This is a genomic window from Tundrisphaera macrotermitis (assembly GCF_051175315.1).
Classification (GTDB): domain Bacteria; phylum Planctomycetota; class Planctomycetia; order Isosphaerales; family Isosphaeraceae; genus Tundrisphaera.
Genome location: NZ_CP195100.1, coordinates 6,816,968 through 6,831,190 on the forward strand (window position 1 = coordinate 6,816,968; position 14,223 = coordinate 6,831,190).

Annotated in this window: 11 protein-coding genes; 7 read left to right on the plus strand and 4 right to left on the minus strand. The window is 68.3% G+C overall.

What is annotated here, in order from left to right; translation table 11 throughout:
• Positions 1-2: 2 nt before the first annotated feature.
• A complete protein-coding gene (gene dinB, locus TA3x_RS27605; RefSeq protein WP_435022446.1) occupies positions 3-1,112 on the minus strand; it encodes a DNA polymerase IV in 1,110 nt (369 codons plus the stop codon).
• Positions 1,113-1,568: 456 nt separating this feature from the next.
• On the opposite strand from dinB, the gene TA3x_RS27610 reads away from it, so the two are divergent.
• The 3 genes from TA3x_RS27610 (at position 1,569) to lgt (ending at position 4,600) form a co-directional block, all read left to right on the plus strand.
• The gene (locus TA3x_RS27610) at positions 1,569-2,561 is read left to right on the plus strand and encodes a hypothetical protein (protein ID WP_435017900.1); all 993 of its coding nucleotides are present in this window, start codon (positions 1,569-1,571) and stop codon (positions 2,559-2,561) included.
• A gap of 268 nt (positions 2,562-2,829) precedes the next feature.
• Complete coding sequence (gene panC / locus TA3x_RS27615; RefSeq protein WP_435017901.1) at positions 2,830-3,702, plus strand: pantoate--beta-alanine ligase; 873 nt, start codon at positions 2,830-2,832, stop codon at positions 3,700-3,702.
• A gap of 25 nt (positions 3,703-3,727) precedes the next feature.
• Entirely contained in the window at positions 3,728-4,600 is an 873-nt protein-coding gene (lgt, locus tag TA3x_RS27620) for a prolipoprotein diacylglyceryl transferase (RefSeq protein ID WP_435017902.1), read from the plus strand.
• A 152-nt stretch (positions 4,601-4,752) separates the two neighbouring features.
• On the opposite strand, the gene TA3x_RS27625 is transcribed toward lgt, so the two are convergent.
• Together TA3x_RS27625 and TA3x_RS27630 are read right to left on the minus strand one after the other, a co-directional pair.
• Complete coding sequence (locus tag TA3x_RS27625; RefSeq protein ID WP_435017903.1) at positions 4,753-5,247, minus strand: hypothetical protein; 495 nt, start codon at positions 5,245-5,247, stop codon at positions 4,753-4,755.
• 27 nt (positions 5,248-5,274) lie between these two features.
• Entirely contained in the window at positions 5,275-6,186 is a 912-nt protein-coding gene (locus TA3x_RS27630; protein WP_435017904.1) for a DUF1559 domain-containing protein, read from the minus strand.
• Positions 6,187-6,448: 262 nt separating this feature from the next.
• On the opposite strand from TA3x_RS27630, the gene TA3x_RS27635 reads away from it, so the two are divergent.
• The 3 genes from TA3x_RS27635 (at position 6,449) to ycaC (ending at position 10,315) form a co-directional block, all read left to right on the plus strand.
• The gene (locus TA3x_RS27635) at positions 6,449-7,831 is read left to right on the plus strand and encodes a DUF1501 domain-containing protein (protein ID WP_435017905.1); all 1,383 of its coding nucleotides are present in this window, start codon (positions 6,449-6,451) and stop codon (positions 7,829-7,831) included.
• 20 nt (positions 7,832-7,851) lie between these two features.
• Positions 7,852-9,546 carry a LamG-like jellyroll fold domain-containing protein gene (locus TA3x_RS27640; protein WP_435017906.1) on the plus strand — a complete coding sequence of 565 codons (1,695 nt, stop codon included), beginning with the start codon at positions 7,852-7,854 and terminating at the stop codon, positions 9,544-9,546.
• Between the two features lie 139 nt (positions 9,547-9,685).
• A complete protein-coding gene (ycaC, locus tag TA3x_RS27645) occupies positions 9,686-10,315 on the plus strand; it encodes an isochorismate family cysteine hydrolase YcaC (RefSeq protein ID WP_435017907.1) in 630 nt (209 codons plus the stop codon).
• Positions 10,316-10,324: 9 nt separating this feature from the next.
• Here the strand turns inward: ycaC and TA3x_RS27650 are convergent, their stop codons facing one another.
• Positions 10,325-12,721: a serine/threonine-protein kinase gene (locus tag TA3x_RS27650; RefSeq protein ID WP_435017908.1), complete on the minus strand. Its 2,397-nt coding sequence runs from the start codon at positions 12,719-12,721 to the stop codon at positions 10,325-10,327.
• A gap of 237 nt (positions 12,722-12,958) precedes the next feature.
• Here TA3x_RS27650 and TA3x_RS27655 point away from each other — a divergent pair, with 237 nt between their 5' ends.
• Positions 12,959-14,221, plus strand: a complete 1,263-nt coding sequence (locus TA3x_RS27655; RefSeq protein ID WP_435017909.1) for an acyltransferase family protein — start codon at positions 12,959-12,961, stop codon at positions 14,219-14,221.
• Positions 14,222-14,223 lie beyond the last annotated feature (2 nt).

The window sequence follows — 14,223 nt, forward strand, 5'->3', positions numbered from 1 at the left end:
CGTCAGAACGGCAGGCGGAGCTGCCGGCCGGCGCGGGGGGCCCCGTCGACCTCCAGCGACGAGAGCGTGACGCCCAGGAGCCTGACGCCCAGGGGGGCCGGGAACAGCGGCTCCAGCAGTTCCTCCACGATCGCTTCGAGCTGGGCCCGGGACGCCACCGGGGCGTCGCCGGTCCGGCTGCGGGTGATCTGCTGGAAATCCGAGTACTTGGCCTTGAGCGTCGCCGTCCGCCCCCGGATCGTCGAGCCCTCGCAGTACGACCACACCTTGTCGATCAGCGGCCCGAGGGCGGCGTGGGCCTGCTCGGCCGTGAACAGGTCGGCGTGGAACGTCGTCTCGGCGCCGATCGACTTGCGGACGCGGTCGGCGGAGACCCGACGCTCGTCGATGCCCCGGGCCAGACCGAAGTAGTAGGAACCCGACTTGCCGAAATGCTCCTGGAGGAACGACAACGCCCGATCCCTCAGGTCGGCGCCGTCGCGGATGCCGAGCGCCTCCATCCTGGCCTGGGTCGCGGGGCCGATCCCGTGGAACTTGCCTATCGGCAGGCGCTCCACGAACCCCGGGCCCTGCTTCGGGGTGATGACGAATAGGCCATCCGGCTTACGCTCATCGGACGCCATCTTCGCCAGGAACTTGTTATACGAGACGCCCGCCGACGCGGTCAGCCCCGTCTCTTTGCGGATCCTGGCGCGGATCTCCTCGGCGATCGCGGTCGCCGAATCGATGGCCTTCCGGTTCTCGGTTACGTCCAGATACGCCTCGTCGAGCGAGAGCGGCTCGATCAGCGGGGTATATTCGGCGAAGATCGCCCGGATCTGGAGCGACACGGCCCGATAGACCTCGAACCGGGGCTTCACGAAGATCAGATCCGGGCACCGCCGCTTGGCCGTGACCGACGGCATCGCCGACCGGACGCCGAACCGTCGCGCCTCATAGCTGGCCGCCGCGACGACGCCCCGCTCGCGCGAACCACCGACCGCGACCGGCTTGCCGCGCAACCCGGGATCGTCGCGCTGCTCGACCGACGCGTAGAACGCGTCCATGTCGACGTGGATGATCTTCCGCTGCCGTCCCGGGCCGTCCACCGTCGCGCCCTCGAACCTGGTGATCGCCCGCCGGCTACCCGATTTGGCCCGAGGCCGATCCGATGCTGACGGGTCCGAATGGTCTAGAGGAATGGGTCGGACCCACTAGCACCCTACCACACAAATGATCACAATGAACAGAAATCACAAAATTGATTAACCGGATCGAACCAACAGCCAGTTCTACTTCTTCGCCCAATGTAACGATCCGATGTTCTCTCCAAGGCACTCAGCCCATCGGCCGCCCAGGGTACCCAGCTCACCAAACGGTCGAGGACGGACCCATACCATCCGATCGCAACGAGAACACAATTCTTCCCATTGACCAACCACTAGAACACAGAGGGACTTCTGCACATTTTACATAAAAAATAGGATTTTTATTGACCGATCCGATTCGGGTCATTCTGATGTAATCCAACCAGAGGATAGGGCGAAACTCTGGCCAGATATTTTTCAAGGCCTACAAGAGAATTACCCATGGATGACAAAACATTAGACTTAAGGCTTGAAGCATCTCGTGCCGCGCAGGAGAGATCAAGGCTTGCTTTTTTCACGACGACAGTCATTTCGTTCGCAATGATCACAAGCGGCTGGAACGCCTACCTGTCATTTTACAGGGATATAGCATTCGCAATGCGGGACCTCATCCAAACAGATGCACCCGAACGGCCGAACAACAGGCTTGGCACCCAAGAACTACAGAGGCAGATGCTCAGAGAATGGACGAGCAGCCGCATGGTTAACGTTTCATTACTCGGCATTCGAGTTGGCGTGGATGACATGCCAACCATTGGGGCAGCCGCACTGGCTGTCTCATTGATTTGGTTCTACCTATCAATGAGACGCGAACATTACATAATTGGTTTTTTACTTCACGACTACAAAGGCACACAAATCCCAACCGATCTAAAGTGGAGAATTTTCTACGGAGTGAATTCTTACGCCATATTTACCAACGTTAAGCACTCCGATTCACCTTTCACCAGCATCAATGAAGTGCCGGGCGAAACGAGCATAAAGCCTCTACGCCCAGTAATGTCCGCATTATACTACCTGCCAATAATAGCCCTGACACTTTTGCTAGCTTTGGACATATGGTCGCTATTTAGACCATCGCCCTTGAGATGCAGCGACCAATGGCTTATCCGGATTATCTGGGATGATCCGGATCGATACTTTTTGCTCACAGGAATCGTTTTCTGGTGGATTATTGCCCTTCTTCTGGCATATCCGATTCTGACTTTGTGCAAGAGAATCAGCTGCTTCGATCATTCCACCGAATTGGTTCTAAAACAGTTTTTAGATATAATAGAATTAGAAGATCGATCATCAAAGAGTTCGCAAGAAAGCAGGCCGGCGACGTCAACAATGGATTCGGCTGGAGAGCACGAACAGTCACCGTTGACTGCGGAACTTGGCCGCTTGGATTCATCCGTGAACCCAGACGATGCACTGCCAGACAACCATTGATTGCCACTACACTTGATCACTAGCGAAATTATCAGTCGTCAAGCCCCGGCTCGATCGCGTTTCGGGACGTCTGGCGACAGCCTCGACACCCTGATCGGCCGGCGCAGTTTGTCTCGGTCGCGGACCGCGCCTTGAACTGATCGACCGCGGTGGCGACCCTGGGCGGCCCGCCTTCATCCTCAAGGGCTGGAGATGGTACCATGGTCCTTTCCCCAGCCGACGAGTCGCGGCCTCGGGGGTCACCTGCCCGGGAAGAGAGCGATTGGTGATGGCGGATTCGTTGCCGGAGGTGTGCGGGACGATCGCCGAGGTCCGCGCGCGGGTCGCGGAGGCCCGGCGCGGGGGGCGGTCGATCGGGTTCGTCCCGACCATGGGGGCGCTGCACGCCGGGCATGGGCGGCTGATCGAGACCTGCCGCGAGGGGAGCGACTTCGTGGTCGCGTCGATCTTCGTCAACCCGACCCAGTTCGGGCCGAACGAGGACTTCCGCCGCTATCCCCGGACCTTGGACGAGGACCGCGCCCTGTGCGGGAAGGCCGGGGCCAACCTGATCTTCGCGCCGGGCGTCGAGGAGATGTACCCCGACGGGGCGCTCGCCACGTTCGTCGAGGTGCCGGGGGTCTCGGATCGGCTGGAGGGGGCGAGCCGGCCGGGTCACTTCCGGGGGGTGGCGACGGTCGTCCTGAAGCTGTTCGGGATCGTGGTGCCGGACCGGGCGTACTTCGGCCTCAAGGATTACCAGCAATTACTAGTGATCCGGCGGATGGTCCGCGACCTCGACGTGCCGGTGGAGATCGTGCCGGTGGCCACCCACCGCGAGCCCGACGGCCTGGCGATGAGCAGCCGCAACCGCTACCTGGACGCCGACGACCGGCAGGCCGCCACGGTCCTGTCCCGGGCGCTGGGCCGGGCGGCCGAGGCGGTCCGGGGCGGGGAACGGGATGCCGAGCGGGTTCGACAGATCCTCCGCGAGACGGTAGGATCGGAGCCCCGGGCGCGTCTGGATTACGCCGAGGTCGCCGACGCCGAGACGCTGGAGCCGGCCCGCGAGGTCGGCCCCGGCCATCCCCCCGCGGTGGCCCTGCTCGCCGCCAGGGTCGGGCCCGCCCGATTGATCGACAACGCGACCCTGCCCGGGTGAACGGGATCGGAAAGGCCCACGACGCATGCGGCAAATCTTGTTCGAAATCCCCGGCCTGGGCCTGAAGATCTTCGGCTATGGCCTGATGCTGTTCTTCGCCTTCCTGGGGTCGATGCACCTGGCCGCCCGCCGCGCCCGCCGCGAAGGGCTGGACCCGGAGGTGATCTACGACCTGGCGTTGTGGGTCTTCGTCGGCGGTTTGGTCGGCGCCCGGGGGTTCTACGTCTTCCAGTACTGGGGGACGAAGGGGCTCCACGGCTTCTGGGACATCTTCAAGATCTGGGAAGGCGGGATCGTCCTGTACGGGAGCATCATGGGCGGGACGGCGACGTTCTTCCTGTACCGGGCGCTTCGGCCGTTCCCGCTCCGTCCGATGCTCGACGTGATCGCGCCGTCTTTGGCCTTCGGCGTGGCCATCGGCCGGTTCGGCTGCTTCCTCAACGGCTGCTGCTACGGCGACACCTGCGACCTGCCCTGGGCGGTGCGGTTCCCCCGGCTCTCCCCGCCGTGGGAGGCCGAGGTGGCCCGCAACCTGATCCCCCCCGGCTCGGCGTACTCGCTGCCGCTCCACCCGACCCAGCTCTATTCGACCCTGGACGGGCTGATCCTGTTCGCGTTGCTGACCGCCTTCTACCCGCTCCGCCGCCGCGACGGCGCGGTGATGGGGCTCCTGATGGTGACCTACCCGATCACCCGATTCCTGATCGAGCGGCTCCGCGACGACGAGGGGGCCTACTTCGCCGGGCTCACGATCTCGCAGGCCATCAGCGTGGGCCTGCTGGCCGGCGGCCTGATCTATTGCCTGGCCCTGACCCGCCTGCCGGCCGGCCGCTACGTCGACATCGTCAAGCCGGAGCACCCCGAGCCCGTGCTCGACGGGGCCACGATCCTGACGTGACCCGGGCCGGCGTCCCGACGCGGGCGACCTGACGGGGTGCCAATGCAACGAGGGACCGGCCCCGAGCCCATGCTCAGCGGCCGATCCCCTCGGATCCGGCGGGCGTCGGCGATGATCCGCGGGGCCTTGGCACCGAACGCCGGGCGAGCGGCTCAGGGCATCAGGACCTGCTTGTCGAAGGCCGAGATCTTCGGCTTCTCCTGCACGGCCACGTCGGTCAGGTCGATCGGCGGGAGAGCATTATCCTCCCCCGGTTTGATCGAGACCTTCCACTTGGACCGGTCGGCCTTGTCGTAGCGACGGCCCAGGCGGTCGGGGGAACCCATCACCGAGGAGTCGACGGGCCAGATCAGCGTGACGGCATAATCCCCGGGCGGGACGCCCTCCCGGTCCTCGTAGGCCGACAGGGAGAAGGTCCCGTCGTCCTGGACCTTGCCCCATGGCCTTGAATTGCGGGCGTCGACCTGCGTTCCAATCGGGTGCAGCTGGACGAGCAGCCCGGAAGCCGGCTTGCCGTTGACGGTGACCCGCCCGGTGGCGGGCACGGTGGCGGCCTTCCAGTCGCCCCCGCAACCGGGGGCGAAGCAGGCGGCCGTCGCGCCCAGGGCGGCAACGGCCAGGAATCGGCGGAGTGTCGTGCGTGTCATGGTTGGTCCCCGGGCCGGAACGTTGGCTCAGAACTCCCCCACGATCTCGCCGCCGTTGCGGGAGCTGATGGCGCTGATGATCTCGTAGGGCGTCTCCGCGCGGACGAACCGGACCGACCCGTCGGCCATGGCCATGTTCACCCCGCCGGGGTGGAACGAGTAGGGCGCCCCATACCAGTTGGAGATGTTGATGATCGCCGAGCCGACCGACCAGGTGATGTCCGGGGCGGCGTTGGCCTTCATCCCCAGCGCGACCGGGAAGAACCAGCCAGCGTTGCCGCTGCTGGTCCAGGTCTCGATGTTCCCCCAGGTATAGCTGGTGGAATAGACCGACCCGCCCGGATTCCGGGTCCGGTAGGTCCACCAGTTGGCCCGCCCGGCCGACTCGTACTGCAGCACCGTATTGGACAGGCCGTCGGTGATGTCGCTGAACTGGGCGTTCCTCTTCTGCTCGAAGATCGACTGGTGGTCGGCGTACTGGGTCGCGTTGCGGAGCGACGAATAGTCCCCGGTCGCGTTGTTGGAGACCTGCGGGGTGGCGCCGACCGGGGTCACCATGCCGGCGTCAGGGTTGGACGGGCACGAATAAGCGGCCACGCGGAGCTTGGCGACCGTCGTGTTGCCCAGGCTGGCGTGGTTCCACGTCAGCGAGAAATTATAAGCATTCGCCACGGCGGTCTGTTCGAGGAACGGGAGGATCGAGACGTACACGCCCGCCGCCCCCGTGACCGAGGCCATCGGCAGGCTGTTGTTGGAGTCATTGTAGTTGTGGAGCGCCAAGCTGATTTGCTTGAGGTTGTTGACGCACTGCGACCGCCGGGCGGCCTCGCGGGCCGCCTGCACGGCCGGCAGCAAGAGGGCGATCAGGACCGCGATGATCGCGATCACCACCAGCAGCTCGATCAGGGTGAAGGCGCGGCGATTCCGGGGCGAGGGCATCGGGGTGGGATTCCTGGAGTCGAAGGCCGGCGGTTACTGGCCGGGGCGGGGTCGGATCCGAATGGAGATGGCCTCGTTCGTGAGATCGAGATCCAGTCTCAATGGGGATCATGGTACTTGCGACTCGGAGTGTCGTCAACGCGCCGGTTTCGCCGAAAATGTTCAACATCAAGACCGGTCGAGCCGGTAAACTCTATAGTGATGGGCCGGTCCACGGTCGCGGCCCGTCGGCGGCCCATCGAACCCCCGGAGATTGCCAGTCATGGTCGGACGCGGACGCGAGTCGAATCGGGCCGGGCGAGCGGGTGTCTCCCGTCGGCAGTTCCTCCAGGTCGGCTATTCCGGGCTGCTGGGGATGGGCCTGCCGGGGCTGCTGGCGGGCCGGGGGGTGGCGGGGACCGCCGCGACGGGACGGGCGAAGTCGGTGATCGTGATCCTCCTGAGCGGCGGGCTCGGCCAGCACGACTCGTTCGACATGAAGCCGGAGGCCCCAGACACGATCCGGGGCGAGTTCAAGCCGATCGCGACCAAGATCCCCGGGGTCCAGATCTGCGAGCACCTGCCGATGATGGCGGAGCGGCTCGACAAGATGGCCATCGTGCGGTCGATGTCGCACCCGGAGGGGAACCACCTCGTCGCCGTCCACCACGTCCTGACCGGCCACCCGTCGGTGCCCCGGGGGGCCAGCGACCTGGACCGCGTCGCCACCCGCGACGACTTCCCCTGCTATGCGGCGGTCGTGGACAGCCTCCGCCGCCGCGACGACGGGATCCCCAACGGGGTGGCCCTGCCCCTCCGGCTGGTCGAGGGGCCGCTGACCTGGCCGGGGCAAGACGCGGGGTTCCTCGGGCCCCGCCACGACCCCTGGCAACTCCGGCTCGACCCGGCCAAGCCCGAGAAGAAGGACGACAGCCTGTCGCTGCCCGAGGGCCTGGACGCCGACCGGCTCCACCGCCGCCGGCACCTCCTGAGCCAGACCGCCCTGCAGGGGCCGGTCAACGGATTCCTGGAGCAGCAGGACGCCGCCCTGGCGATGCTCGGCAACGGGGCGGTGGGCAAGGCGATGGACCCCGACGGCGAGGACCCCAAGGTCATCGAGCGCTACGGCAAGCACCTGTTCGGCCGGTCGCTCCTGATCGCCCGCCGGCTGGTCGAGGCGGGCGTGCCGGTGGTCCAGGCGACCATGGGGATCGTCCAGACCTGGGATACCCACGTCGGCAACTTCCCCCGGCTCAAGAACGACCTCCTCCCGCCCCTGGACCGTGCCGTCACGGCGCTTTTGGACGACCTGGAAAGCCGGGGCCTGCTGGACGAGACCCTGGTGGTCATGCTCGGCGAGTTCGGCCGGACGCCCAGCATCCACCCGCTCAAGCCGGGCGACGTCCCGGGCCGCGACCACTGGCCCAAGGTCTTCCCGGCCGTGTTCGCCGGCGGCGGCGTGGTGGGCGGCCAGGTGATCGGCCGGTCCGACAAGATCGGCGCCTATCCCAACTCCGGCACCTTCGGACCGCCCGACCTGGCCGCGACCGTCTACCACGCCCTCGGCGTCGATCCGGCCACCGAGATCCGCGACCGCCTGGGCCGGCCGATCCGGCTGACCTCGGGCCAGGTCATGACCCCCCTGTACACCACGGCGAGCGTCTGAATCACCCCCCGGGCCGACCCATGACACTCGCGACGATCGGGCGGATCATCTTCCTCGTCGGATCGCCCGCCCTGCTGGCACCGGCCCTTTCCGGCGCGCCCGCCCGCGCCGAGGCCCCCGGGCCGATCGGCCACTGGAAGTTCGCCGGCGACGCGAACGATGCGTCGGGGCGGGGCCACCACGGCCGGGCCGTCGCGGTCGACCTGACGGCGCCCGGCCCGGACGGCGGGCCCGGCACGGCGGCCCGGTTCGATGGGACGTCCTCGTTCGTCGAGATCCCGCCGCACCCGTCGCTCGAACTCGGCCGCGGGGATTTCAGCCTCGCCGTCTGGGCCTGGACCGAGCAGGACCCCGACGACTCCCCGGGCGACCTCCTGAGCAAATTCGACCCCGCGACCCGCCGCGGCCTGAACTGGTCGATCAAGAGCGGGACGGGGGTGACGAGCAGCCAGGCGAACGACCGCAACATCCACTTCGGCGTTGATTCGGGCACGGAGCCCGCCTGGACCGACCGGGGGCGGCCCGGCGACGCCACCTTCGTGATGGCGCTGGCGGTGCATGACGGGACCCTCTACGCGGGCACCTGCGAGGCCGGCCCCGGGGCGGCCGGGCACGTCTACCGATACGACGGCGAACGGCGGTGGGTGGACTGCGGCGCCCCGGATCGCTCCAACGCCGTGACCTCGCTCGCCTCGTTCGGCGGGAAGCTCCACGCCGGCACGGGCCGGTATCGCCTCGCGGGCTCGGCCCTGCCGGAATCGACCAACGCGAACCCCGGCGGCAAGGTCTTCCGCCTCGAAGGCGACGGCCGGTGGGCCGACTGCGGCCAGCTGCCCGGCGTGGAGGCCGTGGGCGGGATGGTCGCGTTCCGGGGGGGCCTGTACGCCTCCTCGCTCTACAAGCCGGCGGGCCTGTTCCGCCATCGCGGCGGCGACGCCTGGGACCCCTGCCCCCTGCCCGACGACGGCCGGCGCGTCGTCCCGCTCGGCGTCTTCAACGGGCATCTCTATGCCGGCTCCTACGACACCTGCTCGGTCGCGCGGTTCGACGGAAAGGTCTGGGAGACGTTCCCCCCGCTGGAGGAGTCCGGGCAGACGTATTCGTTCGAGGCCCACGGCGGCGAGCTATTCGTCGGCACCTGGCCGAACGGCCGGGTGTTCCGGTTCGACCGGGGGGAGCGCTGGGTGTCGGCCGGCCGGCTGGGGGAGGAGACGGAGGCGATGGGGATGGCCGTCCACAACGGCAAGCTCTACGCCGGGACGCTCCCGCTGGCGGAGGTCCATCGGTTCGACGGGGGAACTTCCTGGACGCGAACCGGGCGGCTGGACCCGACCCCCGACGTCCGCTACCGCCGCGCCTGGTCGATGGCGGTCTTCGACGGAAGGCTCTTCTGCGGGACGCTCCCCTCGGGGCGGGTCCATGCCCTGGAGGTCGGCCAGAGCGCGACCTACGACCGGACCCTGGAGCCGGGTTGGAGGCACCTGGCGGCCATCCGCGAAGGGGCACGGCTCTCGATCTTCGTCGACGGCCGGCGCGTGGCTTCGTCATCCTCGACCGCCAACACGGCGCCGCTGGACCTCGCCAACCGGGCCCCGCTGCGGGTCGGCATCGGGGGCCACGACCATTTCCGGGGGCGCCTGAGCGACCTGCGGCTCTACGACCGGGCGCTCTCGGCCGACGAGGTCGCCGCCCTGGCGAACCGGGCGCGGCCCTGATCGGGATCCCCGCGAAGGTATCCCGATGCCCACCAGGGCACCGATCGGCTCTCACTTGAGTTGGCCGGGCCCGACGCCTAGAACTGAGGAGGCGCGGCCGGGCGGCCGCCGAAACTTCAGACCCCGCGAGATCCACGCCGTGAACGGTCAGAATACGCCGGATCGCCTGTCGATCGACGATGCCGTGGTCCTGCTGGTGGACCATCAGGCGGGCCTGCTCTCGCTGGTCCAGGACTACACGCCCGACGAGTTCCGCAACAACGTCCTCGCCCTGGCCGACATCGCCAAGCTGTTCAAACTGCCGACGATCCTCACCACCAGCTTCGAGAACGGCCCCAACGGGCTGCTGATGCCGGAGTTGAAGGAAAGGTTCCCCGACGCCCCGTTCATCCCCCGCCCCGGCCAGATCAACGCCTGGGATAACGAGGATTTCGTCGCGGCCATCAAGGCGACCGGGCGGAAGCAGCTGATCATCGCCGGGGTGGTGACCGACGTCTGCGTGTCGTTCCCGACCCTGTCGGCTCTGAGCGAAGGATATCAGGTGTTCGTCGTCGTGGACGCCTCCGGGACGTTCAACAAGTCGGTCCGGGACGCCGCCCTGATGCGGATGACGCAGGCGGGGGCCGTCATGACCAACTGGTTCGCCGTCGCCTGCGAACTCCAGCGCGACTGGAGGCGGGACATGGAGGGGCTGGGCTCGCTCCTGGCCGAGCACCTGCCCGCCTACAAAAACCTCATGACCAGCTACAACGCGAAGGTCGCCCGCTGAGGGCGGGCTTCAGACCTTGTTGCGGGGCCGGAATCGCTTGGACAGCGCCCGATCGAGCTGATCGGGCGCCTCCAGGCCGATCACCAGCAGGTCGCTGTTGAGCTGGCCGGGGTCGTCGTAGTTGGTCTGGTGGTTGGTGGGGGCGTGCCAGGAAATGTAGCGCGGGACGTTCCGCTGGTCCAGGTAGGTCACCACCAGGCTCTGGTCCCGGTAGACCCAGGCGGCGATGATCGGCTTGCTGGAGTCGGAGCCCAGGCGGATCGAGGGGGTGAGCATCTCGATCTGCTTGTGGCCCATGCCCTGGATGGCGACCTCGCCGGCGGACCGGCCGCGGATCGAGGGGATCACGGCCAGGTGGTACGGGCCGATCGCGGTCTTCCGGTGCCCGACCCGGGCGCCGGGCGTCTTCATGGCGGCGGCGGCCTCCTGCCACAGCTCGCGGAGCTGGCCCATCGTCAGGCGGATCGGGTCGGGGTCGGCCAGGCGGACCACGCCCTTCTCGGGCCCGACGTCGGCGGCCAGCTCGTGGAGGCTGACGGAGCCCGACCGCCCGTCCGGCACGTCCCCGGCCGGGGCGACGGCGACGATGTCGGCGTCGAGCTGGGGCTCCTCTTCGAAGCTGCCCAGCGACAGGTCGAGCTGCTCGACCACCTGGGCGGGGACCACCCGGCGGATCGCCCGGTCGAACCGGACCCCGGTGTCGGGCAGGTGGAGGATGTCGCGGAGCTGGTCCCAGGCCACCTCGGGCCGGGATCGGAGCTTCCTCTGCCAGCGGGCCCGCTCGATCAGGGGATAGACGACCTCGGGCCAGAGGTCGGCGCTGGCCGGGTCGCGCCAGGCGGACTGGGTCGCGTAGCCGAGCACGGCGCGGCGGAAGTCGGGGCGGGCCCGCCAGACCTCGGCGACCCGGTTCCACCGGCCGACCAGCCGGTCATCGACCTCGGTCCGGGCCGGGGCCACCTTGCGGAGGTCGTCGAGGGTCTGGGGGATCAGCCCGGGGTTGAGCATGCCCCGCTCGTCGGTCATCCGGCCGGCGGCCTCGGGGCTGGCCTCCTGCAGCTTCCGGCGGGTGGTGCGGAACAGCTTCCGCTTGGCGGGGGTGTCGCGGGCATTGAGATACTTGGTCACGACGACCGGGCTCAGCGACGGCCGGACGTCGTGGTCCGACTCCAGCAGGATCGCGGCGCGGGCCACCGTCTCGTCGGTCGGGCCGGCGGTCATCAGCCAGGCCATCGCCAGGATCAGGCGGGCCCGGTCGGCGTTGAGCGGGTCGAGCGGGCGACGGCGGAGGAACCCCCGCCGCCGGGACCCGCCCAGGAAATAGGCGAGGTAATGCCCCTGGAGGTAGCGCTCGTCGGGGGTCAGGGCCACCGGGTCGGCCACGACGTCGGCCAGCATCCCCCGCGCCACCGAGGGGGGATCGTCGGCCGGGGCCGGCGAAGCGGGCGCGGCCACGCTGGCCGCGATCGTGGGGGCCAGTTCCAGGCCGACGGCGGTCGGGTCGAGGAAGTCGCCCCGATCCTGGGAGGCCGCGACCGTGCCGGCGACCGAGATCCGGGCGGTCAGGGCCTCCGAAGGGCCCGCGATCGTCGCGTCGCCGCCCAGGGTGGCGTCGGACCGGAGGAGTTCGCGGATCAGCCGGGCCGCCTCGGCGCCGGTGGCGGGGCGGGCGGCGGGGTCCTTGGCGATCAGGCGGAGGATCAGGGCCTCCAGCGCCGGGGAGATCGCCGGGTTCCGCGACCGGGGGGGCTCGGGGGCCTGGTGTACCTGGTTTGCGATCACCGCCATCGACGCGCCCTGGAACGGGGTGGACCCGGTCGCGCACTCGTAGGCCATGATGCCCAGCGAGTAGAGGTCGGTGCGGAAGTCGAGCCGGCCGCCCCGGGCCTGCTCCGGGCTCATGTACTGGGGCGTCCCCTTGATGACCCCGGTCTTCTGCTCGGCGTCGGTGGTCAGCGACAGGCCGAAGTCCGACAACTTGGCGACGTCGGTCGCCGTCAGCAGGACGTTGGCGGGCTTGACGTCGCGGTGGATCACCCCCTGGTGGTGGGCATAGTCCAGGGCGTCGGCCACCTGGGCGAGCACGGCCAGCCGGCCGGCCAGGTCGAGGTGCCTGGCCCTCCGCGAGAAGCTCGACCCGTCGACCTCCTCCATCACGAAGAAGTATGTCCCCTCGGCCTCGCCGAAGTCATACAGGCGGACGATGTTCTCGTGGAGCAACCGGGCCAGGATCTGGGCTTCCAGGCGGATCTTGCGGGAGATCTCCTCGCCGGCGCGATCCTTGAGGATCTTGATCGCCACGCTCCGCTGGAGGACCTGATCGGTCGCCCGGAAGACGGACCCCATGCCCCCCCGCCCCAGCTCCAGGTCCAGCGTGAATCTCTGGTTGAGGGTCTTGCCGATCACCGAAGTGCTCCCGAGAGGGGGAAGGCCGCGACGGGCGAAGGCGCGGGCCGTCCATCATACAAGTCACACAACCCCCGGTCCAACGCGAGGAAAGCCGCGCTGGGAAATCCGTCGGAGCGGCACCGGCCCGTCGCCCTGCGGCCGATGCCCCCTTCCGTCCCGCGCGGAGTTTCCTTACAAGTAGGAGGGGCCGAGGATGGCCCGGATCGGGACCGCGAATCGAGGAGAGCCGGCGTCTTGGAATCGTCCCGAACCCCGTCGATCGCCGAGGATGCCGCCGCACCCGCACCCGCCGCACGGCCCGGGGCCGCGGTCGCCCGCGAGCCGGAATCCCGCCCGAAGCACATCCTGGAGCTGGACGGGATCCGCGGCATCGCGATCGTCCTGGTGTTCCTCCACCACTACATCACCGTCGGCCGGGGCGATTCGCCGGTCCACCGGTTCCTGGCCTCGGCCGCGGAATCGCTCTGGTGCGGGGTGGACCTGTTCTTCGTCCTGTCGGGGTTCCTGATCACCGGGATCCTGCTCGACACCCGGGACAGCCCCACCTACTTCCGGACGTTCTTCGCCCGACGGTCGTTGCGGATCTTCCCGCCCTACTTCGGCCTGCTGGCCGTATCCCTCCTGATCCTGCCCCGGTTCATCCCGTTCGACTCGGACCGGGATCGGGAGTTGCTGGCCAACCAGGGGTGGCTCTGGACCTACCTGGCGAACTTCCGGATCGTGGTGGCCGGCTACGCCCCGTTCCAGGGGGACCACGTCTGGCTGCCGCACCTCTGGTCGCTGGCGGTCGAGGAGCATTTCTACCTGGTCTGGCCGTGGCTGGTGTATGCGGTGTCGCCCCGATCGCTGCGCCGGGCCTGCCTGGGCTGCATCGCCGGGGCGCTGGCGCTGCGGGCCGGATTGCTGCTGACCTCGGCCTCGCCGGAGGCGGCCTACGTCGCGACCCCCTGCCGGATCGATTCGCTGGCCCTGGGCGGCCTGGCGGCGCTGATGGTCCGCGATCCGGGGGCCGATGCCGGGCGGCTGCGCCGGGTCGCCCTGGGCCTGCTGGCCGTCGCCGGGCCGATCCTGCTGCTGATCATCGGGCGGCACGGGGGACTGTTCCGCGACGACCCGATCACCAGCACGGTCGGCTACACGACGCTGGCGCTGTTCTCCGCCGGGCTGATCCTGGCGACCGTGGCCTTCGACCCATCCGGGATCTATCGGCGGGCGCTCCGGCTCGGGCCGCTCCGGGCGCTGGGCCGATATAGCTATGGGCTCTACCTCTACCACGTCGCGCTGGAGCCGTCGCTCAACGCGATCCTATCCACGGGCCGGATCCAGGCCGGGCTGGGGGTGCCCTACCCCGCGGCCGGGCTGATCCGGGTGGGCTCGACGTTCGCGATCTGCTTCGCCGTGGCTCTGCTGAGCTGGCACCTGTTCGAGAAGCCGATCCTCGGGCTCAAGCGCCGGTTCGAGTACGCTCGCCCGGCCCGATCAACGGAAAGGGTTTGACG

Bases quoted from the DNA above. Each gene is read 5' to 3' on its own strand.
- TA3x_RS27610 (WP_435017900.1), top strand. From the start codon at position 1,569: ATGGATGACAAAACATTAGACTTAAGGCTTGAAGCATCTCGTGCCGCG.
- panC (WP_435017901.1), top strand. From the start codon at position 2,830: ATGGCGGATTCGTTGCCGGAGGTGTGCGGGACGATCGCCGAGGTCCGC.
- lgt (WP_435017902.1), top strand. From the start codon at position 3,728: ATGCGGCAAATCTTGTTCGAAATCCCCGGCCTGGGCCTGAAGATCTTC.
- TA3x_RS27625 (WP_435017903.1), bottom strand. From the start codon at position 5,247: ATGACACGCACGACACTCCGCCGATTCCTGGCCGTTGCCGCCCTGGGC.
- TA3x_RS27630 (WP_435017904.1), bottom strand. From the start codon at position 6,186: ATGCCCTCGCCCCGGAATCGCCGCGCCTTCACCCTGATCGAGCTGCTG.
- TA3x_RS27635 (WP_435017905.1), top strand. From the start codon at position 6,449: ATGGTCGGACGCGGACGCGAGTCGAATCGGGCCGGGCGAGCGGGTGTC.
- TA3x_RS27640 (WP_435017906.1), top strand. From the start codon at position 7,852: ATGACACTCGCGACGATCGGGCGGATCATCTTCCTCGTCGGATCGCCC.